This is a genomic window from Streptomyces sp. CB02959 (assembly GCF_002803155.1).
Lineage (GTDB): Bacteria > Actinomycetota > Actinomycetes > Streptomycetales > Streptomycetaceae > Streptomyces.
Map to the genome: position 1 here is coordinate 233,448 of NZ_NNBP01000001.1, position 26,142 is coordinate 259,589.

Here is a 26,142-nt window from a genome sequence, read left to right on the forward strand (position 1 = left end):
GCACACCAGTTCCGTAGCGGGTGTCGTTTCCGGCGAGCGACGACACCGGGCCGCGGTCGGGGGCGGGCCTGGGGACAGGATCGCATCATGACTCCGAGCACCGAACGTGCGACACCTCCGGCCCCCGCGGCCGACGCCGAGAACCTCCGCACCGCCCGCCGCCGCGCCGACGCGGAAGCGGCGGCCCGCGACGCGCGGGAGACGCGATGCGAGGAGGAGACGTGGGACGCGGAGGGCGGTGCGGCGGCTCCCGAGGCCCCGGTCGTGCACGGGCCGCCGGTCCGGGGGCCGGCACGCCGCCCGAAGGGCGTGAGGACATGACGAACTCCCTCGCCGTGGCCGCGATCATCACCATGATCATCGCTGCCGGCTTCCTGATCCAGCTGCTCAACGCCGGGCACGAAGCCCGGACCGTGGTGCTCCGCGGCGGCAGGGCGCCGGCGCCCCCGGCCGACCGCGCCGACTCACCGTTCCCCAGCCAGGAAGCCGCCATGGAGCCCGCCGAAGCCCCGCCCCTGAGCGGCCGGGCCGAGGTGCGGATCGTCGCCGCGACCCCGGAGGCCGCGCGCCGGGTCGCCGAGAAGCTGCGCCGCAGCTACGCGACCACCGAACAGCGCAGCTACCCCGCGGGCAGCGACGGCGGCACCCGCCTCCATCTCACCGTGGACACCACCCGCGCGGCCCAGCCCGCCCGGTCCTGGCTGGTGTCCGGGCGGTCGGCCGGGAAGGACCGGCCGCACACGGACGAACTCTGAGCGGCCCGGGCCCGCTCCCGCCCGGCACAGGCTGTCCGGCGGATCAGCACCGGGCAAGGGCTCGGCCGGCGGATCAGCGCCGGGCAGTGCCCTGGACCTCCGCCGGTGCCCGCGCGTCGTCGCGCTCGTCCGTCCGCTCCGCCGGGGTGCCGGGTTCCGCCGGGGGTTCGATGCTCAGTCGCGGCAGCCGGCGTTCCAGCCAGGCCGGCAGCCACCAGTTGGCGCCGCCCAGCAGGTGCATCAGGGCCGGGACCAGCAGTGTGCGGAGGACGAAGGCGTCCAGGGCGACGGCCGCGGCGAGGCCGATGCCGAACATCGCGATGATCCGGTCGCCGCTGAGGACGAACGCCCCGAAGACCGCGATCATGATCACCGCGGCCGAGTTGATCACCCGGCTGGTCTCGGCGAGCCCGACCCGTACGGACCGCCGGTTGTCGCCCGTCCGCTGCCACTCCTCGTACATCCGGCTGACCAGGAAGACCTGGTAGTCCATGGAGAGCCCGAAGAGCACCGAGACCATGATGACCGGGAGGAACGGCTCGATGGGGCCGGCGCTGCCCAGGCCCAGCGCCTCGCTCCCCCACCCCCACTGGAAGACCGCGACGACGATCCCGAAGGACGCGGCGACCGCGGCGAGGTTCATCAGCGCGGCCTTGAGGGGGATGCCGATGCTGCGGAAGGCGAGCAGCAGCAGGACGGAGCCGAGGCCGATGACGGCGCCCATGAAGAGCGGCAGTTTGCCGATGATGACGTCGGCGAAGTCGTCGTAGCCGGCGGTGACCCCGCCGACCCGCACCTTCAGCGTGGTGCCGTCCGCCGCGTCCGGCAGTACGTCGGTGCGCAGCCGGTCGACGAGGTCGGAGGTCCGCTGGGACTGCGGTGAGCTGTCCGGTACGACGGTGATCACGCCGGTGGCGTGGCCGCCGTCGAACTCCGGGCCGCTGACCTCGGCGACGCCGGGGGTGTCCCGGAGGGTGTGCGGGAGCTTGTCGAAGGCGAGCCGGTCGGTGGCGCCGTCGAGCGAACCGACCAGCGTCAGCGGCCCGTTGAAGCCGGGCCCGAAGCCGTCCGCCAGCAGGTCGTACGCCTTGCGGGTGGTGGCGGTGGCCGGGTCGTTGCCCTGGTCCGAGGTGCCCAGGTGGAGTCCGAGGGTGGGCACCGCGAGGGTGAGCATCACGGCGGCCGCGGCGGCGCCGAGCAGCTTGGGGTGGCGTTCGACGAAGCCGGCCCAGCGGGCGGCCGGGCCGGTGCCCGGGTCGGGCCGCGGCCCCTCTGCGGCCAGCCGGCGGCGCTCGCGGCGGCTCAGGGCACGGGTCCCGATCACGCCGAGCAGGGCGGGCAGCAGGGTGACGGCGGCGGCGACGGTGAGGACGACGGTGAGCGAGGCGGCCAGCGCGACGCCGTTGAGGAAGCCCAGCCGCAGGGTGAGCATGCCGAGCAGGGCGATGCAGACGGTGGCACCGGCGAAGACCACCGCGCGCCCGGACACCGCCAGCGCGCGTTCGGCGGACTCCTGCACGGTGAGTCCGGCGCGCAGCCCCTTGCGGTGCCGGGTGACGATGAAGAGCGCGTAGTCGATGCCCACGCCGAGGCCGATCAGCATGCCCAGCATCGGGGCGAAGTCGGCGACCGTCATGGCGTGGCCGAGCAGGCTGATCCCGGCGGAGGCGGTGCCGACGGCGGCCAGCGCGGTGACGATCGGCAGCAGGGTCGCGGCGAGCGACCCGAAGGCGAGGAAGAGCACCACGGCCGCCGCGGCCAGCCCGATGATCTCCGGGAGTCGTTCGTGCGGCGCCTGGGTGAGGGCGACACCGCTGCCGCCCAGCTCGACCTGGAGGCCGTTGCCGGCCGCCGCGCGGGCGGTGCTGACGACCGCGCGGGCCTGGGCCGCGGGCAGGTCGTCGGACGAGCTGCGGAAGGTCACCGAGGCGTAGGCGGTGCGTCCGTCGTGGCTGATCTGCCCGGCGCCGCCCGGTCCGTAGGGGCTCTGGACGTCGGCGACGCCGGGCAGCCGGCCGACCTCGGCGAGGGTGTGCGTCATGGTCGTGCGGACCGCGGTGGAGCGGACGGTGCCGGCCGCGGTGTGCCAGACGATGGTGTCGCTGTCGCCGGCGCGGTCCGGGAACGCCTTGGCCAGCAGGGCGCCGGCCTGCCCGGATTCGGTGCCGGGGACCGCGTAGTCGGTGGAGTAGGCGCTTCCGATCACGCCCGCGGCAACGGTCGTCCCGGTGAGGGCGGCGAGCCAGAGGAGGATCACCACGAGGCGGCGCCTGAGGCACCAGCGGGCCAGAGCGGTCACGGGCTGCTTCCGGTCGTGCGCCGATATCTCCCGGGAGCGGGTGGTGCCGAACGCGGACGGACGGGGCGGGGGGGGTGGGGGGACGGGGGCCGGTGCGGGGGCTGCCGCGGCCGTTGCCGGTACGGCGGCCCCGCTTCCGAGTGCAGAGTGTCAGCCCGAAAAGATCCTTTGTCCCCTTTGTGGACTTCCCCACAGAGACGACAGCGGAGGCAACCCGGCCTGTTTATCGGGCGGTTATTCCCCGCAAAAGCCCCTTAACGGACTTTCCCTCCTTTATCCCGCTCCCCGGATCCGACCCCCGCCCCGCTCACCCAGTGATCACCCGGTGACCGACTCCTTGCCGTTCTCCACGTGCCCCATCAGCCGGCGGTGGAAGGAACCGTCCTCGGCGGTCTTCAGCTCCAGGTCGTACCAGCCGTGCGCGTCGCCGGCGGCGTGCGCGACGGTGCGGGTGCCGCCGGCCCGTACGACCAGCGTGCGCGGCGCGGTGTCCGCGTAGGCCAGCGGGGTCAGGGTGACGGTGAGATCGGTGCCGCCCGGGTTGATCAGGGTCAGGTGCAGTTCCCGGCGCGCGGCGTCGATCCGGGAGCCGATCCGGACGCCCGCGGCGGCCCCCTGCGCGGTGCCGGCGAACTCCCGCCGGAAGCCGTTGGGCCCGGTCACCGTGAAGCGGTAGCCGCCGCCCTTGACCGGCACCGCCCACTCCGTCGGCTTGCGGACGTCCCGGTGCTGCGGGGTGTCGAACTCCTTGGCGTACGGATGGAGCGCCAGGTGCGCCGACGCGGTGCCGCCGTTCCGCACCGCCAGGCGGAAGGTGCCGGCGCCCGGGTCGAAGCCGCCGTCGGCGTCCGGCTGGTAGGGCAGCGCGCGGGCCGGGCGGGTGCCGTGCTCCTGCTGGGGCAGCGCCTGGTGGACCGGCGGCAGCGGCTTCCAGCGGCCGCTGAACGGCGGGATCGGGCCGGGCTGGTGGACGGTCGGCTGCCTGCGGCCGCGCGAGAAGTCGAAGGCGGTGGTCAGGTCTCCGCAGACGGTCCGCCGCCAGGCGCTGATGTTGGGCTCCTCGATCCCGGTCCAGCGCTCCAGGAACCGGGTGATCGAGGTGTGGTCGAAGACCTGCGAGCAGGCGTACCCGCCCACCGTCCAGGGCGAGATCACCAGCATCGGGACCCGCATCCCGAGCCCGACCGGCTTCCCCTCCCAGAACTCGCCCGCGGTCCCGGCCGGCGGCACCGGCGGCGGCACATGGTCGAAGAACCCGTCGTTCTCGTCGTACGTCAGGAACAGCGCGGTGTGCCGCCAGACGTCCGGGTGGCTGCCCAGCGCGTCCAGGACCTTGTAGACGAGGGTGGCGCTCTCGATGGGCGAGGAGTCGCCGGGATGCTCGGAGTCGGCCGCGGACGGGACGATGTACGACACCTCGGGCAGCTTCCCGCTCGCCACGTCGGCGGCGAACGCGGCGACCGTGGAGTGCGGATCGCCACGCCGCAGCGCCCGCTCGAACAGGCTCCGCTCGGCCTTGCTCAGCGCCTTGACGCCGTCCTCCAGGAGGCCCGCCAGCCGGGTGCGCTCGGCGTCGCTCGCACCGGCCAGCTTCCCGTAGTAGGCGGTCATGTTGTGCACCCCGTCCACCTTGGCCAGGGCCTTGTGCGCGACCGCCTTGAAGGAGGCGTAGAACTCCAGGTTGTTGTCGGTGAAGTTGTCCCACTCCTGGTAGACCCGCCAGGTGCGGCCCGCCTTCTCCAGGCGCTCGGGGTAGGTGGTCCAGGTGTAGCCGGTGTGCGTGTCCTCGTCGTACGCGTCGTTGCCGACCGCCCGCTTGCCGCTGCCCGGTTCGAAGCCGGTCCAGCCGCTGACCAGGTGGTTCCGGTTGGGGCTGGTGGAGGAGTGGATCGAGGAGTGGTACGCGTCGCAGACCGTGAAGGTGTCGGCGAGTTCGTAGTGCAGCGGGACGTCCTGGCGGTCGTAGTGCGCCATGGTCGCGGAGGACTTGGCGGCTGTCCAGTTGTCCATCCAGCCGTTGTTCCAGGCCCGGTGGCCGCCCTCCCAGCTGTGGTCCAGAGCGCCGATGTACTGGAGGTCCTTCTTCTGGGCGGCGGCCGCCTCGCGCACCGGGAAGGGCAGGACGTGCTGGGCGCCCGGCGGGCCCGGCTGCTCGAAGACGCTGCCGCCGCCGGGCAGTTCGACGGCGTTGCGGTCGGCGAAACCGCGGACGCCGCGCAGCATCCCGAAGTAGTGGTCGAAGGAACGGTTCTCCTGCATCAGGACGACGACGTGCTTGATCTCCCGGAGTCCACCCCCACCGCGCGGCACGGGCCGGGCCGCGTCCTGTGCCAGCGCCTGCTGGAGCGACGGCGGCAGCAGCGACCCGGCCACCGCCGCGCCCGCCGCCGCCGCGCCAACTCCCAGTACCCGTCTACGAGATACCTCCGGTGCCACGCCCAACCTCCCAGTCGACAGTCAATGGTCTTCGGTCAGCCCATTGAGGTGTTGCGAGCGGGACGGTAGTGCCCCCCCATGGCCGGCGATAGGTATCCGAGTGACGACTTTGGAAACAGATGACCACCAGCCGCTCGTCACGAGAGCCCTCCGGCCCCCTCCGGCCGCCACTCGCACCACACGATTTTTCCCGGCACCCGCCCCTCGACGCCCCACGCGTCCGCCAGCGCCGACACCAGCAGCAGCCCGCGCCCCCACTCCGCGTCCGCCGCGCCACCCCGCTCCGGCACCCTCGGCTCCCCTCCCCCGCTGTCGTGCACCTCGACCCGCAACACGCCGTCCTCCGCCCCCAGAGCCAGCCACAGCCGGTAGCCGCGCCCCGGCGGCACACCGTGCAGCACCGCGTTGGTGGCCAGTTCGCTGACACAGAGCACGACCTCGTCCGCCCTGTCCTTCCGGTCCCACCCGGCGAGCGCACTTCGCGCGAACTCCCTGGCCAGCGGCACGGAACGGCGCTCGCGCCGGTAGAACGCCGTACGGACCCGGACGGCCTGAATCTCCTCTTGCATGCCACCAATGTCACTGCCCGTGACTACGCTGGACCACAGCGTGAAGTCGTACAGATGCGATGTACGACTTCACGCCGCATCAGACGGTCACGGCGGGGGGAAGGCAAGCGGCATGCACCAGGCGAACAAACCGAAGCGGATCACGTCATGGCATGTGATCGGCGCCCAGTTGAGCCACTTCCGCAGGGCGGCCCGGTTGACGCAACCGGCACTGGCCGAGGCCGTCGGCGTACACGAGGACACCATCGGCTCGATCGAACAGGGCCGCAGAGCCCTGAAGATCGACCTGGCCGAGGCGTTCGACGAAATCCTGGGAACGAAGGGGGCGTTGGCGGTTGCGGTCAAAAAAGTGCCGGAGCGCGAGAAACTCCCCGCCTTCGTCCAGTCACTCGTGGAGCACGAGGAGGAGGCACTGACATTGCTCTCGTACGAGAACCAGGTGGTTCCGGGCCTTCTACAGACCGCGCCTTACGCACGAGCCGTGTTCGACTGCCTCTACCCGCCACTTGATGAGGACCAGGCGGACGAATGGGTCTCCGCGCGACTCGATCGCCAAAGGCTCCTGGAACGCAAGAAGCCTCGGCCGATGCTCAACTTCATCCTGGAAGAGGTGCTGCTCCATCGACCCGTAGGAGGGCCGGACACTCTACGCGGACAGCTCCGCCATCTTCGGCAATGCGCCGAACTTCCCTTCCTGGGACTCCAGATCATGCCTACCTCCCGAGGCGCACATGCCTCGCTCGACGGCCCCCTCGTCCTTCTGGAGACGCCCGACCACGATCACCTGGCATACATCGAGGCGCAACGCATCAGCTTCCTGGTCGACGACCCCGGTGAGGTCAGCGTGTACCAACAGGTGTATGGGATGCTGCGGTCGCAGGCCCTCACCCCTGAGGAGTCCAAGGGTCTGCTGGACGACTTGCTAGGAGAGTCATGACCAGCACAGCAGCCCAGACGTCCTCCGACGGTCTTGCCTGGTTCAAGTCCAGCTACAGCGCCAGCGCGGGTGGCAACTGCCTCGAAGTAGCCGCCGACTGGCGCAAGTCGAGCCACAGCAGCGACCAAGGCGGCGCCTGCCTCGAAGTGTCCGCCTCCCACACCACCATCCACATCCGCGACTCCAAGAACCCCGACGGGCCGGTGCTCACCCTGCCGGCCGGTGCCTGGGGCGCGTTCGTCGCGGACGTCGTGCGGCTGTGAGGCAGCGGCGGCTCGGCTCCCACGGACCGGCCGTCTCCGCGCTCGGCCTGGGCTGCATGGGGATGTCGACGTCGTACGGCGTACCGGACGATGCCGAGTCCCTCCGCACCCTGGACCGGGCGGTCGAGCTCGGGGTGACCCTGCTCGACACCGCGGACGCGTACGGGCGGGGCGCCAACGAGGAGTTCCTCGGGCGTTGGTTGAGCAGTCGGCCGACCGCCGTGCGGGACGGACTGGTCGTCGCGACCAAGTTCGGGTTGCGGCACGACGCGGCCACCGGGCGGGTGAACGAGGTCGACACCTCCGCCGCCTGGGTGCGCACCGCGTGCCACGCCTCCCTGCGCCGCCTCGGCACGGACCGGATCGACCTGTACTACATGCACCGGCGCGACCCGGCCGTCCCCATCGAGGAGACGGTCGGCGCCATGGCGGAGCTGGTCGCCGAGGGCTCCGTACGCCACCTCGGCCTCAGCGAGGTGAACCCGCGGACGCTGCGCCGGGCCCACGCCATCCACCCCATCAGCGCCGTACAGCTGGAGCACTCCCTCTTCACCCGCGAGGTGCTGGAGGGCGAGATGCAGGCGACCTGCCGGGAGTTGGGCATCGGCGTCGTCGCGTACTCACCGCTCGGGCGCGGCATGCTGACGGGCGCCCTCTCCTCCCGCGGCGACCTCACCGCCGACGACGCCCGGCGCCGGTGGCCGCGGTTCGCGGACGAGAACATCGAGCACAATCTCGCACTCGTACGGGCCCTGCGCACCACCGCCGAGTCCCTCGGCTGCACCCCGGCGCAGGCCGTCCTGGCCTGGCTGCTCGCCCAGGGCGAGGACCTCGTGCCGATCCCCGGCACCAAGCGCCGGACGTATCTGGAGGAGAACGCGGCCGCGGCCGACCTCGTGCTCAGCCCGGAGCAGGCGGACCGGCTCCGCGCCGCCGTGCCCGACGGCGCGGTGGCCGGGGAGCGCTACCCGCTCGCCGCCCTGGCCCGCCTCGGTCACTGACCGGGCTGGCGGCGAGCAGCAGCGGCCGCGGCATTCCTCGCCCCCGGCCCGGTTCACGCGTCGCGCCCGCACGCGAAACGGCCGCCCTTCCGCAGAAGGACGGCCGCTTCGCGTACCAGCGGGGGATCAGCCCTCGACGCCCAGCTTCTCCAGGATCAGCTCGCGGACGCGGGCGGCGTCCGCCTGACCGCGGGTGGCCTTCATGACCGCGCCGACCAGGGCACCGGCGGCGGCGACCTTGCCGCCGCGGATCTTGTCGGCGATCGCGGCGTTGGCGGCGATCGCCTCGTCCACGGCGGTGCCGAGCGCACCCTCGTCGGAGACGACCTTCAGGCCGCGCTTCTCGACGACCGCGTCGGGGTCGCCCTCGCCGGCCAGCACGCCCTCGATGGCCTGGCGGGCCAGCTTGTCGTTGAGCGAGCCCTCGGAGACCAGCGCGGCGACCCGGGCGACCTGCTCCGGGGTGATCGGCAGTGCGCCGAGCTCCACCCCGTCCTCGTTGGCGCGGCGGGCCAGCTCGCCCATCCACCACTTGCGGGCCGCGGCGGCGTCCGCACCGGCCTCGGTGGTGGCGACGATCAGGTCGACCGCACCGGCGTTGAGGATCGACTGCATGTCGAGCTCGGAGACGCCCCACTCCTCGCGGAGCCGGTTGCGGCGGACCCGCGGCAGCTCGGGCAGGGTCGCCCGCAGCTCCTCGACCCAGTCGCGGGCCGGGGCCACCGGCACCAGGTCCGGCTCGGGGAAGTAGCGGTAGTCCTCCGCCTCCTCCTTGATCCGGCCCGCGGTGGTGGAACCGTCTTCCTCGTGGAAGTGCCGGGTCTCCTGGACGATCGTGCCGCCGGAGGAGAGCACCGCGGCGTGACGCTGGATCTCGAAACGGGCGGCCCGCTCGACGGAGCGCAGCGAGTTGACGTTCTTGGTCTCCGAGCGGGTGCCGAACTTCTCGGTGCCGTGGGGCCGCAGCGAGAGGTTCACATCGCAGCGCATCTGGCCCATCTCCATACGGGCCTCGGAGACGCCCAGCGCCTTGATCAGCTCGCGGAGCTCGGCGACGTACGCCTTGGCGACCTCGGGGGCCCGCTCGCCGGCGCCCTCGATCGGCTTGGTGACGATCTCGATGAGCGGGATGCCGGCGCGGTTGTAGTCCAGCAGCGAGTGCCGGGCGCCGTGGATCCGGCCGGTCGCCCCACCGATGTGGGTGGACTTGCCGGTGTCCTCCTCCATGTGGGCGCGCTCGATGTGGACGCGGAAGATCTCGCCGTCCTCCAGCTGCACGTCGAGGTAGCCGTCGAAGGCGATCGGCTCGTCGTACTGGGAGGTCTGGAAGTTCTTCGGCATGTCCGGATAGAAGTAGTTCTTCCGGGCGAAGCGGCACCATTCGGCGATGGTGCAGTTCAGGGCCAGGCCGATCTTGATGGCGGACTCCACGCCGGTCGCGTTGACGACCGGGAGGGAGCCGGGCAGGCCCAGGCAGGTGGGGCAGGTCTGCGAGTTGGGCTCGGCGCCCAGCGTGGTGGCGCACCCGCAGAACATCTTGGTCTTGGTACCGAGCTCGACGTGCACCTCAAGACCCATCACAGGGTCGTAGGTGGCCAGCGCGTCCTCGTACGGCACCAGGTCGGTGACAGTCACGGTGAAACTAACCTCTCAGGTCCGGCGCCGGTCAGCCCGCGAGGACGTCGTCGTCGTTGAGACGGCGCAGTTCGCGGACGAGCAGGGCGACACCGGTGACGATGGCGGCGGCGGAGACAACGGCGTCGATCAGTTGGAGCGTGTCGTGCTCCCCCTTGGCCTTCTTCGCCTGCTTGACGACGCTCACCGCGCCGAACAGCGTGGTGCCGATGGACAGGTAGGTGCCGGGCTTGGACTTCTTGAAGCTCTTGGCCTTGGCCAGCTTTCCACTCACAGCGTCTCCTCCAGCAGGACCTCGTTGACAGCTCCGCTCACAGGGCCGGTGCCTCCTCAAGGAGCGGGTGGCCCCACTTCTCGGTGAGCGCGGACTCGACCGCGGCGCCGACCTTGTAGAGCCGGTCGTCGGCCATGGCCGGGGCGATGATCTGCAGCCCCACCGGCAGCCCGTCCTCGGGGGCCAGACCGCAGGGCAGCGACATGGCGGCGTTGCCCGCCAGGTTGGCGGGGATGGTGCACACGTCGGCGAGGTACATCGCCATCGGGTCGTCGCTGCGCTCGCCGATCGGGAACGCGGTGGTCGGCGTGGTCGGCGAGATGATCACGTCGACCTGCTCGAAGGACCGCTCGAAGTCGCGGGTGATCAGCGTGCGGACCTTCTGGGCGCTGCCGTAGTACGCGTCGTAGTAGCCGGAGCTGAGCGCGTACGTGCCGAGCATGATGCGGCGCTTGACCTCGGGGCCGAAGCCGGCCTCGCGGGTCAGTGCGGTGACGTCCTCGGCGGACTTCGTGCCGTCGTCGCCGACCCGCAGGCCGTAGCGCATGGCGTCGAAGCGGGCGAGGTTCGAGGAGCACTCGGAGGGCGCGATCAGGTAGTACGCGGCCAGCGCCAGGTCGAAGGACGGGCAGTCCAGCTCGACGATCTCGGCGCCGAGCTCCTTGAGCAGCGCGACCGACTCGTCGAAGCGCTGCAGGACGCCGGGCTGGTAGCCCTCGCCGCGGAACTGCTTGACGACGCCGACCCGCATCCCGTCCACGCTGCCGTTGCGGGCCGCCTCGACGACCGCCGGGACCGGGGCGTCGATGGAGGTGGAGTCCAGCGGGTCGTGGCCGGCGATGGCCTCGTGCAGCAGCGCCGCGTCCAGCACCGTGCGGGCGCACGGGCCGCCCTGGTCCAGGGAGCTGGAGAAGGCCACCATGCCGTAGCGGGAGACCCCGCCGTAGGTGGGCTTGACGCCGACGGTGCCGGTGACGGCGGCGGGCTGGCGGATCGAACCGCCGGTGTCCGTGCCGATGGCCAGCGGGGCCTGGAAGGAGGCCAGGGCGGCGGAGGAGCCGCCGCCGGAGCCGCCGGGGATCTTGGTGAGGTCCCAGGGGTTGCCGGTCGGCCCGTAGGCGCTGTTCTCCGTCGACGACCCCATGGCGAACTCGTCCATGTTGGTCTTGCCGAGGATGACGACGTCGGCTTCCTTGAGCCTCTTGGTCAGCGTGGCGTCGTAGGGCGCCATCCACCCTTCGAGGATCTTCGAGCCGACGGTGGTCGGCATGTCCTGGGTGGTGAAGATGTCCTTCAGGGCGAGCGGGACACCGGCCAGCGGGCCCAGCTTCTCGCCACGGGCCCGCTTCTCGTCGATGGCGCGGGCCTGGGCCAGCGCGCCCTCGCGGTCCACGTGCAGGAAGGCGTGCACCTTCTCGTCGACGGCCTCGATGCGGGCCAGGTGCGCCTCGGTCACCTCGACGGCGGTGAGCTCGCCGGCGGCGATCTTCGCCGCGATCTCGGCGGCGGTGAGCTTGATCAGGTCAGCCATGTCGGTCACTCCTCCCCCAGGATCTGCGGCACCTTGAAACGCTGCTGCTCCTGGGCCGGGGCGCCGGAGAGCGCCTGCTCGGGGGTGAGCGACGGACGGACCTCGTCCGGCCGCATCACGTTGGTCAGGGGCAGCGGGTGGGACGTCGGCGGGACGTCTTGGCCGGCGACCTCGGAGACGCGGGCGACCGCGCCAATGATGTCGTCGAGCTGTCCGGCGAAGTGGTCGAGCTCTTCGTCCTTCAGCTCCAGACGTGCCAGCCGGGCGAGGTGGGCGACCTCCTCGCGCGTGATGCCAGGCATGCAGAGATCCTCTGGTGTTTTCGGCGGAGTGTTCTGGGCGGAGTGTCCGGAAGGAGATTTCTGAGCGAATTCTCCGGCGGAGTATTCCGGCCCAATCCTATGGCGTACGGGAACGCTGCCGCGAAACGCTTTCGCCGGAGCGCCTCGCGGGCCGGTCCGGCGGGCCGCCCGGCGGGGCGCGGGCGGTCCGCCGGGGGCCGCCCCACGGGTCCCGGCGGCGGCCGGGGTCAGCCGCCGTCCGCCGCCGGGGGGCCCGGTGGCGGATCGTTTGCCCTGGGGTCGTCCGGCGCGCCGGGGCCGTCCGGCGCCCGCGGTGCCGGGTCGTGCGCTGCCGGGTCGTGCACTGCCGGCTCGTCGGCTTCGGGGGCGTCGGCTTCGGGGTCGTCGGCTTGCGGCTCGTCGGCTTCGGGCTCGTTGTCTTCCGGGTCGTCGGCTTGCGGCTCGTCGGCTTCCGGTTCGTTCGCTTCGGGTCGGGCGGTGGCGGGCCGGTTCGGTGCCCCTTGGCTGAGGGCCGGCCGGTCAGGTGCGGGGGGTTGCGCGGTGGTGTCGGAGCGGGGACTTGGGACGGCCGGTGGCCGGGTCAGTTCAGGACCTGTCCCGAAGGGCGCTCGGCTGCCTTCTCCGCCGCCAGGGCGGTCGTCTCCGACGCACGGCGCCACCCGTGCTCACCGCGGGCCCGCAGCCAGGCCGTGGTCTCGTCCGGGGGCATCGCGGCGGCCACCAGCCAGCCCTGGACGGCGTCGCAGCCCAGGTCGCGCAGCCGCTCCCAGGTCTCGTCGTCCTCGACGCCCTCGGCCACGACCAGGAGGCCCAGCGAATGGGCGAGGTCGAGGGTGCAGCGGACGATCTCGGCGTCCTCGTTGTCGACGGCCAGCCGGGCCACGAAGGACCGGTCGATCTTCAGCTCGCTGACCGGGAGGCGCCGCAGGTGGACCAGGGAGCTGTAGCCGGTGCCGAAGTCGTCCAGGGACATCTTCACGCCGTGGGCGGTGAGCCCGGCCAGGGTGTCGGCGGCCCGCTGCGGGTCCTCCAACAGGACGTGTTCGGTTATCTCCAGCTGGAGTGCCCCTGGTGGGACGCGATGTCGGGCGAGCCGGGCGGCGACCGCGCCGGCGAAGCCCGGGGAGTGCACATCGCGCGGTGAGACGTTCACCGCGACCGGCACCTCCAGGCCCATCGCGCGCCAGCGCGCCACCTGGGCGAGGGCGGTCTCCAGGACGTACTCGGTGAGCCGGGGCATCAGGCCGGAGGACTCGGCGATGGCGATGAACTCGTCCGGGGGGACCCGGCCGCGGTCCGGATGGACCCAGCGGACCAGCGCCTCCAGTCCGGAGACATGGCCGTCGAAGCGGACCTTGGGCTGGTAGTGCAACTCCACGTCGCCGGCGTCCAGGGCGCGCCGCAGATCGCCCAGCAGGCCGAGCCGGTCGGGGGTGTTGCCGTCCCGCTTGGCCTCGTAGAGCTCGACGCCGCTGCGGTCCCGCTTGGCCTGGTACATCGCCACGTCGGCGCGGCGCAGCAGCCCTTCGGCGTCCAGCGCGTGCTCGGGAAAGACCGCGACCCCCGCGCTGGCTTCGAGCACGAGGGTCAGTCCGTCGAGGTCCAGCGGGGAGCTGAGGGCCGCGACGAGGTTGCGGGCCACCCGCTGGGAGCTGGTGAGGGAGTCGGTGGCCGGCAGCAGGACGGCGAACTCGTCGCCGCCGAGCCGGGCGGCCTCGGCGCCGCGCGGGAGGGCGTGCCGCAACCGGTCGGCGATCTGGAGCAGCAGGCGGTCGCCGGCGAGGTGTCCGAGGGTGTCGTTGACGGAGCGGAAGCGGTCGAGGTCGATGAGGACGAGGGCGGCCCGGGTGCCGGCCCGCTCGGCCTCGTCCAGGGCCGTCCAGGTGCGCTCCAGCAGCCACTGGCGGTTGGGCAGACCGGTGAGCGGGTCGCGCAGTTGCTCCTCGGCGCGGGCCCGGGCTATCCAGAGGGTGGAGTCCAACGCGATCAGCGGGACCGCGAACAGCGGGAGCAGCAGCGGGGCGCCCACCGCGCAGACCGCGATCAGCGGGGAGATGCCGAGCAGGGCGATGCCGACCAGTGCCTGCCGCACCACCGCGGTGCGGGCGATGGCGGGCAGGCCGCCGCCGACCGGCAGCCGGCTGAACCAGAGCAGTCCCCGGCTGACGAGGAGGTAACTCCCCGCCATCACAAGGACTTCGGGCAGCACCGAGATGTCCCAGGCATCGGGCGTCCAGGGCCGGCGGACGGCGGGGTGCACCCCGCAGACCGCCAGGCCGAGCGCCGCGGCGCCGATGCCGAGGACGTCAACAGCCCCGTGGACCAGGGCCTGTCGCCAGCGCTGCCGTCTGGCGGCGCCGACCAGGACCACCACGGAGAGGCTGACCAGGGTGGCCGGCACCCAGCCGTAGAGGAGGAGTACGGCGAGGGCGAGCGCGGCCCCGGAGCCGGTGCCGCCCCACCACCGGTCCCGGCCGAGGGCGACCAGGTGGCCGACGATGACACCGGTCAGGACCGCCAGCGACCAGCCGACGGCTCCTGCGGGGAACAGCGGCGCACCGCCGCCGAGGGTGTGCAGCACTCCCGCGGCGAGCGTCACGCCCGCCGCGGTGACGATGGCCGCGGGCAACGCAGGCACCACAAGCCGGCGGAGCCGCGACGCCGGAGCGGCGCTGTCGGTCGGTTTCATTCCGATCCCTCTCACAGCCGGCTGTGCCCGCGCCACGGCAGGCGCACACGTCAACAGTAGGCCGCGGAAGGCTGTTGCGGGCAGCGATCCGCAGCGGTTGCCCGAATGCGACCCGGCCTCCCGGATCAATCTGGTATGCGCCGATGGGGTGACACCTCACTCCTCCTCAGGCGGAGTGACAGCTACCGCTCGTGCTGCCTCGGGACCCTGCTCCAGCAGCACAGCGAAGCCATCATCGTCCAACACGGGGACCTTCAACTGCATGGCTTTGTCGTACTTCGAACCGGGGTTGTCGCCCACCACTACGAATCCGGTCTTCTTGGAAACGGATCCGGTCACCTTCGCTCCAAGAGCCTGCAGCGCTTCTTTCGCGCCATCTCTCGTGTGTGACTGAAGTGTGCCCGTTACCACGACGGTGACGCCTTCCAATGGACGCGGGCCCGCCTCGCCCGCCTGCTCCTCCTCCATCCGGACGCCGGCGGCCCGCCAGCGCTCGATGATTTCCTGGTGCCAGTCCACCGCGAACCACTGCTTGAGCGAGGCCGCGATGGTGCCGCCGACGCCGTCCACGGCGGCGAGTTCCTCCTCGTCGGCCTCCCGGATCCGGTCGATGGAGCGGAACTCGCGCGCCAGCGCCTGCGCCGCGACCGGGCCCACGTGGCGGATCGACAGACCGGTGAGGATCCGGGCCAGCGGCCGCTCCTTGGCGGCCTGGATGTTCTCCAGCATGGCGAGGGTGTTCTTCTTCGGCTCGCCCTTCTGGTTGGCGAAGAAGGTGACGACCTTCTCCTGGCCGGTCTTCGGGTCGCGCTTGGGCAGGCCGGTGTCCGGGTCGAGGACATGGGACTTGATGGGCAGCAACTGCTCGACGGAGAGGTCGAAGAGGCCGCCCTCGTCCATGAGCGGCGGCTCGGTGGGCTCCAGCGGCTGGCTGAGCGCGGTGGCGGCGACGTAGCCGAAGTTCTCGATGTCCAGGCACTTGCGGCCGGCGAGGTAGAACAGCCGCTCGCGGATCTGGGCGGGGCAGGACCGGGCGTTGGGACACCGCAGGTCGATGTCGCCTTCCTTGGCGGGCTGGAGCGGGGAGCCGCACTCGGGGCACTCGGCCGGCATCACGAACTCCCGCTCGGTGCCGTCCCGCAGGTCGACGACCGGGCCCAGGATCTCCGGGATGACGTCGCCCGCCTTGCGGATGACGATGGTGTCGCCGATCAGGACGCCCTTGGCCTTGACCACGTCCTGGTTGTGCAGGGTGGCGAACTCCACCTCGGACCCGGCGACGGTGACCGGCTCGACGACCGCGTACGGCGTGACCCGTCCGGTGCGGCCGACGCCGACGCGGATGTCCACCAGCTTGGTGTTGACCTCCTCCGGCGGGTACTTCCAGGCGATCGCCCAGCGCGGTGCCCGCGAGGTGGCGCCCAGCCGGCCCTGGAGCCGGATCTCGTCGAGCTTGACCACGACACCGTCGATCTCGTGCTCGACGGCCGTGCGGCGGGTCTCGGGGTCGCCGTAGTGGGCGATGAACTCCCGTACGGCGGCGAGGCAGTCGACGGCGCGGTTGTGCGACGCGGTGGGCAGGCCCCACTCCTTGAGGAGGTCGTACGCCCCGGAGAGGCGGTCGATCTCCAGGCCGTCGCGGGCACCGAGGCCGTGCACCACCATGTGCAGCGGGCGGGTGGCGGTGACCTTGGGGTCCTTCTGGCGCAGCGAACCGGCCGCGGCGTTGCGGGGGTTGGCGAACGGGGGCTTGCCGTCGGCCACCAGGCGCTCGTTGAGCTCCAGGAACTTCTCCATCGGGAAGTAGACCTCGCCGCGGATCTCGACCAGCGCCGGGACCCGGTCGCCGGTGAGGCGGTGCGGGATCTCGGCGATGGTGCGGACGTTGGGCGTGATGTCCTCGCCGGTGCGGCCGTCGCCGCGGGTCGCGGCGCGGGTGAGCCGGCCGTGCTCGTAGGTGAGGTTGACCGCGAGGCCGTCGACCTTCAGCTCGCACAGGAAGTGGTAGCCGGCGCTCTTGGGGTCGCCGCCCAGTTCCGTGGCGATCCGCTCGGCCCAGGCCGACAGTTCCTCGTCGTCGAAGGCGTTGTCCAGCGAGAGCATCCGCTCGCGGTGCGCGACCTCGGTGAACTCCGTGGCGTAGGAGCCGGCGACCTTCTGCGTCGGGGAGTCCGGGGTGCGCAACTCGGGGTGGGTCTCCTCCAGGGCCGCAAGGGAGCGCAGCAGCCTGTCGAACTCCGCGTCGCTGACGACCGGGGCGTCCTTCACGTAGTACCGGAAGCGGTGCTCCTCGATCTGCTCAGCGAGCTGCGCGTGCTCCTCCCGTGCCGCGGCGGGCACCTCGGATGCCGCTGCGTGCTGTTCGCCAGCCACCGTCTTGTCCTCCCGTGTCCTGTCAGGGCGATCACTCAGGGTTGTCCACGAGCGACCTCGCCGCCCGGACGCAGTGGGCGAGGGCCGCGCGGGCGTAGGCGGGCGAGGCGCCCGCCAGACCGCACGACGGGGTGACCACCACGGACTCCGCGAGGAGCCCCGGCGCCAGCCCCAGCCTGCGCCACAGCGTCCGGACACCCATGACGCTACCGGCAGGGTCTGACAATCGGCCGTCCACGCCCGGCACCACGCCCGCGAACAGCGCGGTACCGCCCTCGACCGCCTCGCCGAGCGCCTCGTCCTCACGCTCGGTGAGCAGTGCGGCGTCGAACGAGATGCCCGTGGCGCCGGCCCGCCGGAGCAGTCCGAACGGCACCTCGGGCGCGCAGGAGTGGACCACGACCGGTGCGCCGTCCGCCGCCCCGACGAGGTCGCGCAGCGCGTCCTCGACGACCGCGCGGTCCACGGCCCGGTGGGTGCGGTAGCCGCTCGCGGTCCGCACCCGTCCCTGGAGCACCGCGGTCAGCGACGGCTCGTCGAGTTGGAGGACCACCTCGGCGCCCGGCACCCGGCGCCGGACCTCCGCGAGATGGCCGCGCAGCCCCTCGACGAGGGACGCGGTGAGGTCCCGGCAGGCCCCGGGGTCGCCGAGCGCCGCCTCGCCGTTGCGCAGTTCCAGGGCGGCGGCCAGCGTCCACGGGCCGACCGCGGAGACCTTCAGCGGCCCGGTGTACCCCTGGGTGAACTCCTCCAGGGCGTCCAGGTCCTCGCCGAGCCAGGAGCGGGACCGCCGGGTGTCGCGGCCGGGCCGGTCGCTGATCCGCCAGCCGCTGGGCTCCACATGGGCGTAGACCTCGACGAGCAGGCCCAGGGTCCGCCCGATCATGTCGGCGCCGGGTCCCCGGGCGGGGAGCTCGGGCAGATGGGGGAAGTCCTCCAGCGACCCGGTGACGGTCTTCGCCGCTTCGCGTGCGTCACCGCCCGGCATCGATCCGATGCCGGTCGCCGCGCCTGCGGCCCACTTGTGCCTGGTGTTCTCACTCACCCAGGAAGGGTATGCGGCGGTGGGCCCGGCGGGCTGCCCCAGCCCCGCCCGGCCCACCGCCGTGCGCCCGGCACGGCCGCCCACGCCCGCCGCGCCTCCCGTCCCCGGTCGGTCAGCCGGCCGGTCCGTGAGTCGGTCTGCCGGCCGGTCAGTTCCTCCCGCGCAGGCCCAGCCAACCCGTTGCCGCCGCGGCCGCCAGGGCCAGTGCGGTCAGCGCGAAGGCGTACCCGGTCCCCTGGTAGGCGCCGCTCGCGCCGGTCAGCACGGCGCCCATGCCGGCGATGCCGACCAGCGAGCCGACCTGCCGGTTGGCGTTGAGGGTCGCGCTGCCGATGTCGGCGTGCTCGCGGCCGGCGGCCTCCATCAGGACGCCGGTCAGCGCCGGGGAGCTGATGCCGCTGGTGAGGTTGGCGACGGCCAGCACCACCGCGATCACCCCGTAGGGCAGGGACGGCGTCAGGAGGAGGAAGAGCAGGAGGTAGCCGGCGGCGGAGACCGCCAGGGAGGCGGTGAGCGCGGCCCGGTTGCCGGTGCGCGGGGCGATCTTGGTGTAGAGCACGTTGCCGAGCGGGAGGACCAGGACGGCCGGGAGCATCTGCAGGCCCGCCGTCACCGCGCCGGCGCCGCGCCCGGTCTGGAGGAAGAGTCCGAGGACGAACAGGGCGCCGTAGAAGGCGAAGTTGAAGAGGAAGCCGACCGCGTTGGCGGCGCTGAAGCGGCTGTCGGCAAAGAGCGCGACGGGCAGGACCGGGGTGCGGGCGGTCCGTTCCCGGATCACGAACCCGGCGGCGGCGAGCACCGTCACCGCGAACGCCGCCAGCACGCCGGGCGCGGACCAGCCGGCGGCGGGCCCCTCGATGAGGGCGTAGCTGAGGCCGCCGAGGGCGAGCAGGCCCAGGACGTGGCCGCTGCCGCCGAGCGGTGCGCCGCTGCCCGGGACCGCCGCGATCACCCGGCGGGTGAGCAGCAGTCCGACGATCCCGATGGGGAGGTTGACCAGGAAGATGCTGCGCCAGCCGAGGGTGCCGACGAGCAGGCCGCCGAGGGTCGGCGCCAGGGCGACGGAGGTGGAGACGATCGCGGACCAGATGCCGAGCACCTTCGCTCGGCGGGCCGGCTCCGGGAAGGCTTTCATCAGCAGCGACAGCGAGCTGGGCATGAAGAGCGCGGCGCCCGCGCCCTGGGCGAGGCGGGCCGCCACCAGGGCGGCGCCGTCCGGCGCGGCGGCTCCCAGCAGGGAGGCGGCGGTGAAGGCGGCCAGTCCGACGAGGTAGATCCGGCGGGCGCCGTACCGCCTGGCGAGCGAGCCGGCGAGCAGCAGCAGCGCGGCGAAGGAGAGGACGTAGCCGTCGACGACCCAGGTGAGGCCGGACATGGTCAGTCCGAGCCGGGCCCGCAGGTCGTGCGCGGCGACGTTCATGATGCCGGTGTCCAGGCTCGCCATCACGAACCCGAGGGCCAGGACGAGGAGTTGGGCGCCGCCGCGGGCGGGCGCGGGGCGGGTCGGGGCACTCGCCGTACTGCGCGGCGCCGCGGTCTCAGTGATCATAGATTTAGTTATAGCTGTATCCATCCGTCAGCAGTGACAGTTACAGCTATAACTTTGCCGAAGCCATACCGAAAGGCCCCCGGGGTACGCCCCGGGGGCCTGCGAGGAGGGCGGGCTAGCCGGCGGTCCGGCCCAGCGCCCTGAGCAGCTCGTCGCGGAGCGCACTGCGCTCGGCGTGCGAGAGGTGGTCCAGCGGCGACTCGGTGCCCATCCGCCGCAGCAGGTCCAGCCGCAGCTCCCGGCCGGCCTCGGTCAGCACCAGCTGCTTGGCCCGCCCGTCCGCCGGATGCGGGCGGCGGACCACCATGCCCTGCTTCTCCAGCTTGGAGATGACGTAGGTGACGTTCGGCGGCTCGCAGCACAGCACCGCGGCCAACTCCCGCGCGGTCCTGGGCTCGCCCAGCTCCTCCAGCGCCTTCGCCTGGGTCGGCGTCAGGTCCAGCTCCGCGATCCGGCTGCGCTGGTGGGCGTCCAGGCGGCGGCTCAGCTCGGTGACGAGCCCCCGGATCTCCCGGAACCCGCACCCCGCCGCGGCGGTGGTCTTCGCTTCGGTGGTCGCCCTAGACGTGGTCACCCCGAAAGCGTACGTCGCCCCCGCGCGGCGCACGGGGGCGAGGGCGGCCGGGCCGCCGGTGCGGCCCCGGGAGCCCCGGGGCCGGAAGCGGTCACCGGCCCGGCCGGACCACCAGGTCCTTGATCTCCGCGTCCCGCGGCAGGTCGACCGCGGTGAGGATGGCGGTGGCCACCGACTCCGGGTCGATCCACCGGGCCGGGTCGTACTCCTTGCCCTCCTGGCGGTGGGTGCTCTCCTGCATGGGCGTGGCGGTGCGCCCCGGGTAGACCGAGGTGACCCGGACGCCGTTGGCGTGCTCCTCCGCGCGCAGCGAGTCGGCCAGCGCCTTCAGGCCGTGCTTGCTCGCGGCGTACCCGCCCCAGTTGGCGTGCGCGTCGAGCCCGGCGCCGGAGTTGACGAAGACCACGTCGCCCCGGGCGATCCGGATCAGCGGCAGCAGCAGGCGGGTCAGCTCGGCCGGCGCGACGAGGTTGACGGCGAGCTGCCGCTGCCACGCCTTGGCGGGCAGGTCGCCGACCGCGCCCAGCTCGATGACGCCCGCGATGTGCTGGAGCGAGTCGAGCCGGGTCGGCAGCTTCTGGTGGCCGAGCGCCCAGTCGAGCTTCTCGGGGGTGGCGAGGTCACCGACCAGGACGTGCGCCCCGGGGAACTGCTCGGTCAGGTCCTTGGCCCGGCGGAGGTCCCGCGCCAGCAGCCAGACTTCCTCGCCGCGCTCGGCGAGCCGCCGCGCGACCGCCGCGCCGATGCCCGACCCGGCGCCCGTGATCAAATGCGTACCCATGCGGACGATCCTACGGCGTGCCCCCGGACGGAGGGTCAGCCCCGGGCGCGCACCTGCTCCTCCAGGTAGGCCAGCGCGGCCGCGCCGTCCTCGGCGAAGAACACCAGCTCGGACAGGGGGATCGGCAGGAAGCCCTCCGCGTCCATCCGCTCGAACTGGGTCTTGAGCCCGTCGTAGAAACCGGCGGTGTTCAGCAGCACCACCGGCTTGCCGTGCATCCCGTGCTTGCGCAGCTCCAGGATCTCGGTCGCCTCGTCCAGCGTGCCGGTACCGCCCACCATCACGACGACGGCGTCGGCGCGGGCCAGCAGCTGCGCCTTGCGCTCGGCGAGGTCCTTGGTGACGACCATCTCGTCCGCGTCGGCGCGCGCCTTGTGCGCCAGGAACTCCACGGAGACCCCGAGGAGTTTGCCGCCCGCCTCCTGGACGCCGTCGGCCATGACCTTCATCAGGCCGGTGTCCGAACCGCCCCACACCAGAGCATGGCCGCCCTTGCCGATCGATTCCGCGAACTTCCGGGCGGGCCGGACATAACGGTCATCGAGGTCGGCGGCGGAGCAGAAGACGCAGATATTCATGCCGTTCACCCTACGGGTCGCGTAAAGCAGGCCGGGCCCGGCCGCGGAGCGTTCCGCGGGCGGGCCCGGCCGGGCGTCGGACGCCGGGCGTCAGGTGCCGGGCGTCAGATCAGGCCCTGGTCCAGCATCGCGTCGGCGACCCGCTCGAAGCCGGCGATGTTGGCGCCCGCCACGTAGTCGCCGGGCAGCCCGAAGCGTTCGGCGGTCTGGAAGCAGGTGTCGTGGATCCCCCGCATGATCGAGGCGAGTTCACCCTCCGCGCGCTCGAAGGACCACGCCTCGCGGGCGGAGTTCTGCCGCATCTCCAGCGCGCTGGTCGCCACGCCGCCGGCGTTGGCCGCCTTGCCCGGGCCGAAGGCCACACCGGCCTCCTTCAGGAGCGCCACCGCCTCCGGGGTGGTGGGCATGTTGGCGCCCTCGGAGACCGCCTTGACGCCGTTGCGGACCAGGATCCGGGCGGCGTCCGCGTCGAGCTCGTTCTGCGTGGCCGACGGCAGCGCCACATCGCAGGCGACGTCCCACACGTTCCCGCCGGCGACGTACTTCGCCGACCCGCCGCGCCGCTGCGCGTAGTCGCTGACCCTGCCGCGCTCGACCTCCTTGATCTGCTTGAGCAGCGCCAGGTCGATGCCCTTCTCGTCGACGACGTAGCCGCCGGAGTCCGAGACGGTCAGGACGTTCGCGCCGAGCGCCTGGGCCTTCTCGATGGTGTAGATCGCGACGTTGCCGGATCCGGAGACCGCCACCTGCTGGCCGTCCAGCTCCTCACCGCGCTGCTTGAGCATCTCCGCGGTGAAGAGCACGTTGCCGTAGCCGGTGGCCTCCGTGCGGGCCTTGGAACCGCCCCATTCCAGGCCCTTGCCGGTGAGGACGCCGGCCTCCCAGCGGTTGGTGATCCGCCGGTACTGGCCGAAGAGGTAGCCGATCTCCCGGCCGCCGACGCCGATGTCGCCGGCCGGCACGTCGGTGTGCTCGCCGAGGTGGCGGTGCAGCTCGGTCATGAAGGACTGGCAGAAGCGCATCACTTCGGCGTCCGACTTGCCGTGCGGGTCGAAGTTGCTGCCGCCCTTGCCGCCGCCGATGTTCAGCCCGGTCAGGGCGTTCTTGAAGATCTGCTCGAAGCCGAGGAACTTCACGATGCCGAGGTTGACGGACGAGTGGAACCGCAGGCCGCCCTTGTACGGGCCGAGCGCGCTGTTGAACTCCACCCGGAAGCCGCGGTTGACGCGGATCTGCCCGGAGTCGTCCTGCCAGGGCACGCGGAACATGATCTGGCGCTCCGGCTCGACGAGCCGCTCAAGGATCTTGGCGTCCGCGAACTCCGGCCGGTCGGTGAGCACCGGGGCCAGCGTCTCCAGGACCTCCAGAGCCGCCTGGTGGAACTCCGCCTCACCGGGATTCCGACGGATCAGCTCGGCGTGCAGGGAAGCCAGCTCGGTGGTCAGACCGCCGTGCTTGGCCTCAGATTGAACAGTCGACATGACTTCCGTTCCCTTCGTGGCCGACGAAAGCCGCGTGCCGTCCGGATCGCCGTTGAACCGTCGACGCGGGGCCTTGGATGTCCCGTCGCATCGCAGACCTTATGCGCCGAGGCCCGGCCGATCGAGAGCGGGGGTGCCCGGCGAGCCGTTCCTGTACGCGATTTCCCCAACTCCCACGCCCGGCGGGTACGTCACACCCCGGCCGCCACCGCCGGGGCCGGCTCGGCGCCGTCGGCCGCGCCGCCCGAGGTCCCGGCCGCCCCCCGGACCTCGGCCTCGACCATCCGCTCCATCGGCTCGGCGGCCGCGCCACCGGCGGCCACCATGGCCAGCAGGATCGCCACCACCGTCAGCACCGTGCCCAGCCAGACCATGGTGTGCACCGGCAGGAGGTAGGCACCGGCGACCTTGACCACGCACTCGGTCAGCAGCACGCTCCCCCAGATCGTCGAGAACCGCCGCTCCAGCCGCCCGAACCGCGCGCTGTCCGCCCGCAGCCGGTCCCATGCGGCGTCCGCCTCCGGGCTGCCCTTCGTCACCCAGGGCTTGAGGGCGGCGGTCATCAAGGGCCGTCCGGCGCACACCGACAGCAGCACCGCGATCCCGACGACGCTGCTGACGCCGCCGTCCTTGGCCATCATCAGCCGGGCGTCGCCGGTCAGGGCGCTCGTCGCCAGCCCCACCGCGTTGACGACGAGGATCAGCAGGGCGAGGCCGTTGACGGTCCGCTCCCGGACCAGGCCCCAGACGGTGCGCAGCGCCGGGACGACGCTGCTCCAGGCCAGGGCTGCCACGTCGGTCAGCCCGAAGCCGCTGCTGAGGACGTAGTACGCGGCCATCGGAATGCCGGCGTCGACGACCAGCGGGGCGAGGGCCTTGACGAGCTGACTGCCGGCGGACTGCTGCTGACTCACTGCGGACTCCCCCGAGTTGGGCGGTGCACGGCGGCTGGTGCGCCGTGACGGACATCCCAAGCTTCGGGTACGGGGGGAGCCGGCCGGCAGTTCCACCTGTCCCGACTTGGCCGTGACATTTGTCAGATGTGACGCCGGGGCCCGTGGTGCGGGCGGGTCGGGTCGGGAGCGAGGTGGAGCGGCCCGTGGTGAGGGTGGGGTCAGCCGGCCTGCGGCGCCGGCGCGGCGGCCGGCCGGCGGACCGTGGTGGCGATCGTCGCCGAACCGACCACCCGGGTGCCGTCGTAGAGGACGATCGCCTGGCCGGGGGCGACCCCGCGGACCGGCTCGGCGAAGGCCACGTGGAGGGAGTCGTCGACGACCTCCGCGCTGACCTCGGTCTCACCGCCGTGGGCACGGAGCTGGGCGGTGTAGACGGCCGGACCGGAGGCCGGCGGGCGGCCGCACCAGCGGGGGCGGATCGCGGTGAGCGCCGTCACGTCGAGGGAGTCGGCCGGGCCGACCGTGACGGTGTTGTTCACCGGGGAGATGTCGAGGACGTAGCGGGGCTTGCCGTCCGCGGCCGGGCGGCCCAGCCGCAGGCCCTTGCGCTGCCCGATGGTGAAGCCGTAGGCGCCGTCGTGGCTGCCCAGGACCTCCCCGGACTCGTCGACGATGGCGCCCTCGGCGGTGCCCAGCCGCTTGGCGAGGAAGCCCTGGGTGTCGCCGTCGGCGATGAAGCAGATGTCGTGGCTGTCGGGCTTCTTGGCGACGAACAGGCCGCGGCGGGCAGCCTCTTCGCGGATCTCGGCCTTGGTGGTGGGGGTGTCGCCGAGCGGGAACATGGCGTGCGCCAGCTGCCGGTCGTCGAGCACGCCGAGGACGTAGGACTGGTCCTTGGCCATGTCGGCGGCGCGGTGCAGCTCGCGGGCGCCGTCCTCGCGGAGGATCACCTTGGCGTAGTGGCCGGTGCACACCGCGTCGAAGCCCAGGGCGAGCGCCTTGTCCAGGAGGGCGGCGAACTTGATCTTCTCGTTGCAGCGGAGGCAGGGGTTCGGGGTGCGCCCGGCCTCGTACTCCGCGATGAAGTCCTCGACGACGTCCTCGCGGAAGCGCTCGGCGAGGTCCCAGACGTAGAACGGGATGCCGATCACGTCGGCGGCGCGGCGGGCGTCGTGGGAGTCCTCGATGGTGCAACAGCCGCGGGCGCCGGTGCGGAACGACTTGGGGTTCTCGGACAGCGCGAGGTGGACCCCGGTGACGTCGTGGCCGGCCTCGGCGGCGCGGGCGGCGGCGACGGCGGAGTCCACGCCACCGGACATGGCGGCGAGAACGCGGAGGCGGGGGGCGGCGGCATCAGTCATAGCCCCTCAAGAGTAGACGGAACCGGAACGCGCCCGGAAAGCGTTGTGGAGGGCATGGCGGCGACGGAAGAGACGCGGGACGAGGAACGGCTGCCCTCGGCCGGGGGGCGGGACGGGGAACGGCACGCGACGGACCGGCCGGCGACCGGGGAGCGCGCCGGGAAGCGGCTCACCCGGCGCCGGGCGCTGCTGCTCGGCGGCGGGGCCGTGGTGGCCGCGGGGGCGACGGCCGTCGCGGCCCGCGAGGAGCTGGCGTACTGGTGGTGGCGGCTGCCGGGGAACAGCCGGCCCCGCAAGGAGGGCGAGGTCGACTTCGCCGGCGCGCAGTGGTCGGCCGCGTCCCCGGCGAACTACCGGCAGGCCGGCCGCCCGGACGACTACACCGTCGACCGGGTGGTGGTCCACGTCGTCCAGGGCAGCTTCGCCACCGCGCTGAAGGTGTTCCGGGACCCGTTCCACGAGGCGTCGGCGCACTACGTCGTCCGCGGTGACGGGCACGTCGCGCAGGCCGTCCGCGAGCTGGACGTGGCGTTCCACGCCGGGAACCGCGGCTACAACGAGCGCAGCGTGGGCATCGAGCACGCGGGGTTCGTGGACCGGCCGGAGTCCTTCACCCCGGACATGTACGCCGCGTCGGCCCGGCTGACGGCCGGGATCTGCCGGCGGTACGGCTTCCCGGCCGACCGGGAGCACATCGTCGGCCACATCGAGGTCCCGGGCACCGACCACACCGACCCCGGGCCGCACTGGGACTGGGACCGCTACCTCACGCTGGTCCGGGCGGAACTGCGCCGCCCCGCGCCCCGGGCGTGA

The 26,142-nt window shown here is 72.5% G+C and carries 23 protein-coding genes; 6 read left to right on the forward strand and 17 right to left on the reverse strand.

The genetic code is table 11. From position 1 onward, the window contains the following. Positions 1-87 precede the first annotated feature (87 nt). Together CG747_RS01025 and CG747_RS01030 are read left to right on the forward strand one after the other, a co-directional pair. Positions 88-321 (forward strand): hypothetical protein, encoded by a 234-nt coding sequence (locus CG747_RS01025; RefSeq protein ID WP_100599661.1) that lies wholly within the window; start codon positions 88-90, stop codon positions 319-321. Positions 322-491: 170 nt separating this feature from the next. Beyond that, the gene (locus CG747_RS01030; RefSeq protein WP_100600044.1) at positions 492-755 is read left to right on the forward strand and encodes a hypothetical protein; all 264 of its coding nucleotides are present in this window, start codon (positions 492-494) and stop codon (positions 753-755) included. Positions 756-828: 73 nt separating this feature from the next. Here the strand turns inward: CG747_RS01030 and CG747_RS01035 are convergent, their stop codons facing one another. The 3 genes from CG747_RS01035 to CG747_RS01045 form a co-directional block, all read right to left on the reverse strand. Beyond that, on the reverse strand, positions 829-3,054 hold the full coding sequence (locus CG747_RS01035) for an MMPL family transporter (RefSeq protein WP_257980164.1): 2,226 nt from the start codon (positions 3,052-3,054) through the stop codon (positions 829-831). A 318-nt stretch (positions 3,055-3,372) separates the two neighbouring features. Next, complete coding sequence (locus CG747_RS01040) at positions 3,373-5,490, reverse strand: phosphocholine-specific phospholipase C (RefSeq protein WP_100599662.1); 2,118 nt, start codon at positions 5,488-5,490, stop codon at positions 3,373-3,375. Between the two features lie 137 nt (positions 5,491-5,627). Beyond that, complete coding sequence (locus CG747_RS01045; RefSeq protein ID WP_100599663.1) at positions 5,628-6,059, reverse strand: ATP-binding protein; 432 nt, start codon at positions 6,057-6,059, stop codon at positions 5,628-5,630. 112 nt (positions 6,060-6,171) lie between these two features. Between CG747_RS01045 and CG747_RS01050 the strand changes: the two genes are divergently transcribed. Genes CG747_RS01050 through CG747_RS01060 form a run of 3 tightly spaced genes read left to right on the forward strand, consistent with a single transcriptional unit; the run spans position 6,172 to position 8,260 of the window. Next, entirely contained in the window at positions 6,172-6,996 is an 825-nt protein-coding gene (locus CG747_RS01050) for a helix-turn-helix transcriptional regulator (protein WP_100599664.1), read from the forward strand. Further along, complete coding sequence (locus CG747_RS01055) at positions 6,993-7,259, forward strand: DUF397 domain-containing protein (protein WP_100599665.1); 267 nt, start codon at positions 6,993-6,995, stop codon at positions 7,257-7,259. The genes CG747_RS01050 and CG747_RS01055 overlap by 4 nt, the downstream gene beginning before the upstream one ends. Beyond that, positions 7,256-8,260, forward strand: a complete 1,005-nt coding sequence (locus tag CG747_RS01060; RefSeq protein ID WP_100599666.1) for an aldo/keto reductase — start codon at positions 7,256-7,258, stop codon at positions 8,258-8,260. The genes CG747_RS01055 and CG747_RS01060 overlap by 4 nt, the downstream gene beginning before the upstream one ends. Before the next feature lie 126 nt (positions 8,261-8,386). Here CG747_RS01060 and gatB read toward each other — a convergent pair whose 3' ends face one another. The 14 genes from gatB to mnmA form a co-directional block, all read right to left on the reverse strand. Continuing rightward, positions 8,387-9,895 (reverse strand): Asp-tRNA(Asn)/Glu-tRNA(Gln) amidotransferase subunit GatB, encoded by a 1,509-nt coding sequence (gatB, locus tag CG747_RS01065; RefSeq protein ID WP_100599667.1) that lies wholly within the window; start codon positions 9,893-9,895, stop codon positions 8,387-8,389. A 31-nt stretch (positions 9,896-9,926) separates the two neighbouring features. Then, complete coding sequence (locus CG747_RS01070; protein WP_100599668.1) at positions 9,927-10,169, reverse strand: hypothetical protein; 243 nt, start codon at positions 10,167-10,169, stop codon at positions 9,927-9,929. Between the two features lie 37 nt (positions 10,170-10,206). Beyond that, positions 10,207-11,700: an Asp-tRNA(Asn)/Glu-tRNA(Gln) amidotransferase subunit GatA gene (gene gatA / locus CG747_RS01075; protein WP_100599669.1), complete on the reverse strand. Its 1,494-nt coding sequence runs from the start codon at positions 11,698-11,700 to the stop codon at positions 10,207-10,209. Between the two features lie 5 nt (positions 11,701-11,705). Further along, positions 11,706-12,002, reverse strand: coding sequence for an Asp-tRNA(Asn)/Glu-tRNA(Gln) amidotransferase subunit GatC (gatC, locus tag CG747_RS01080; protein WP_016573597.1), 297 nt, complete (start codon positions 12,000-12,002; stop codon positions 11,706-11,708). A 580-nt stretch (positions 12,003-12,582) separates the two neighbouring features. Continuing rightward, positions 12,583-14,691, reverse strand: a complete 2,109-nt coding sequence (locus CG747_RS01085) for a bifunctional diguanylate cyclase/phosphodiesterase (protein WP_100599670.1) — start codon at positions 14,689-14,691, stop codon at positions 12,583-12,585. Between the two features lie 156 nt (positions 14,692-14,847). Continuing rightward, positions 14,848-17,064 (reverse strand): NAD-dependent DNA ligase LigA, encoded by a 2,217-nt coding sequence (gene ligA, locus CG747_RS01090; RefSeq protein ID WP_100599671.1) that lies wholly within the window; start codon positions 17,062-17,064, stop codon positions 14,848-14,850. Between the two features lie 31 nt (positions 17,065-17,095). Then, positions 17,096-18,109, reverse strand: a complete 1,014-nt coding sequence (locus CG747_RS01095) for a methionine synthase (protein ID WP_100600045.1) — start codon at positions 18,107-18,109, stop codon at positions 17,096-17,098. Between the two features lie 148 nt (positions 18,110-18,257). Continuing rightward, positions 18,258-19,658, reverse strand: coding sequence for an MFS transporter (locus CG747_RS01100; RefSeq protein ID WP_100599672.1), 1,401 nt, complete (start codon positions 19,656-19,658; stop codon positions 18,258-18,260). Positions 19,659-19,773: 115 nt separating this feature from the next. Then, a complete protein-coding gene (locus CG747_RS01105; protein WP_257980165.1) occupies positions 19,774-20,232 on the reverse strand; it encodes a MarR family winged helix-turn-helix transcriptional regulator in 459 nt (152 codons plus the stop codon). A 91-nt stretch (positions 20,233-20,323) separates the two neighbouring features. Continuing rightward, positions 20,324-21,013 (reverse strand): SDR family oxidoreductase, encoded by a 690-nt coding sequence (locus CG747_RS01110; protein ID WP_100599673.1) that lies wholly within the window; start codon positions 21,011-21,013, stop codon positions 20,324-20,326. Between the two features lie 35 nt (positions 21,014-21,048). Then, on the reverse strand, positions 21,049-21,591 hold the full coding sequence (locus tag CG747_RS01115; protein WP_100599674.1) for a TIGR00730 family Rossman fold protein: 543 nt from the start codon (positions 21,589-21,591) through the stop codon (positions 21,049-21,051). A gap of 104 nt (positions 21,592-21,695) precedes the next feature. Next, positions 21,696-23,072 (reverse strand): NADP-specific glutamate dehydrogenase, encoded by a 1,377-nt coding sequence (gene gdhA / locus CG747_RS01120; RefSeq protein ID WP_100599675.1) that lies wholly within the window; start codon positions 23,070-23,072, stop codon positions 21,696-21,698. A 191-nt stretch (positions 23,073-23,263) separates the two neighbouring features. After that, positions 23,264-23,986, reverse strand: coding sequence for a VC0807 family protein (locus CG747_RS01125; RefSeq protein WP_100599676.1), 723 nt, complete (start codon positions 23,984-23,986; stop codon positions 23,264-23,266). A gap of 200 nt (positions 23,987-24,186) precedes the next feature. After that, positions 24,187-25,329: a tRNA 2-thiouridine(34) synthase MnmA gene (gene mnmA, locus CG747_RS01130; RefSeq protein WP_100599677.1), complete on the reverse strand. Its 1,143-nt coding sequence runs from the start codon at positions 25,327-25,329 to the stop codon at positions 24,187-24,189. Positions 25,330-25,383: 54 nt separating this feature from the next. On the opposite strand from mnmA, the gene CG747_RS01135 reads away from it, so the two are divergent. Next, positions 25,384-26,142 carry an N-acetylmuramoyl-L-alanine amidase gene (locus CG747_RS01135; RefSeq protein ID WP_257980166.1) on the forward strand — a complete coding sequence of 253 codons (759 nt, stop codon included), beginning with the start codon at positions 25,384-25,386 and terminating at the stop codon, positions 26,140-26,142.

Excerpts from the sequence above, each read along its gene's own strand:
- CG747_RS01025 (WP_100599661.1), top strand. The coding sequence starts at position 88 with ATGACTCCGAGCACCGAACGTGCGACACCTCCGGCCCCCGCGGCCGAC.
- CG747_RS01030 (WP_100600044.1), top strand. The coding sequence starts at position 492 with ATGGAGCCCGCCGAAGCCCCGCCCCTGAGCGGCCGGGCCGAGGTGCGG.
- CG747_RS01045 (WP_100599663.1), bottom strand. The coding sequence starts at position 6,059 with ATGCAAGAGGAGATTCAGGCCGTCCGGGTCCGTACGGCGTTCTACCGG.
- CG747_RS01050 (WP_100599664.1), top strand. The coding sequence starts at position 6,172 with ATGCACCAGGCGAACAAACCGAAGCGGATCACGTCATGGCATGTGATC.
- CG747_RS01055 (WP_100599665.1), top strand. The coding sequence starts at position 6,993 with ATGACCAGCACAGCAGCCCAGACGTCCTCCGACGGTCTTGCCTGGTTC.
- gatA (WP_100599669.1), bottom strand. The coding sequence starts at position 11,700 with ATGGCTGACCTGATCAAGCTCACCGCCGCCGAGATCGCGGCGAAGATC.
- gatC (WP_016573597.1), bottom strand. The coding sequence starts at position 12,002 with ATGCCTGGCATCACGCGCGAGGAGGTCGCCCACCTCGCCCGGCTGGCA.
- CG747_RS01085 (WP_100599670.1), bottom strand. The coding sequence starts at position 14,691 with ATGAAACCGACCGACAGCGCCGCTCCGGCGTCGCGGCTCCGCCGGCTT.
- CG747_RS01100 (WP_100599672.1), bottom strand. The coding sequence starts at position 19,658 with ATGATCACTGAGACCGCGGCGCCGCGCAGTACGGCGAGTGCCCCGACC.
- CG747_RS01110 (WP_100599673.1), bottom strand. The coding sequence starts at position 21,013 with ATGGGTACGCATTTGATCACGGGCGCCGGGTCGGGCATCGGCGCGGCG.
- CG747_RS01115 (WP_100599674.1), bottom strand. The coding sequence starts at position 21,591 with ATGAATATCTGCGTCTTCTGCTCCGCCGCCGACCTCGATGACCGTTAT.
- gdhA (WP_100599675.1), bottom strand. The coding sequence starts at position 23,072 with ATGTCGACTGTTCAATCTGAGGCCAAGCACGGCGGTCTGACCACCGAG.
- mnmA (WP_100599677.1), bottom strand. The coding sequence starts at position 25,329 with ATGACTGATGCCGCCGCCCCCCGCCTCCGCGTTCTCGCCGCCATGTCC.
- CG747_RS01135 (WP_257980166.1), top strand. The coding sequence starts at position 25,384 with ATGGCGGCGACGGAAGAGACGCGGGACGAGGAACGGCTGCCCTCGGCC.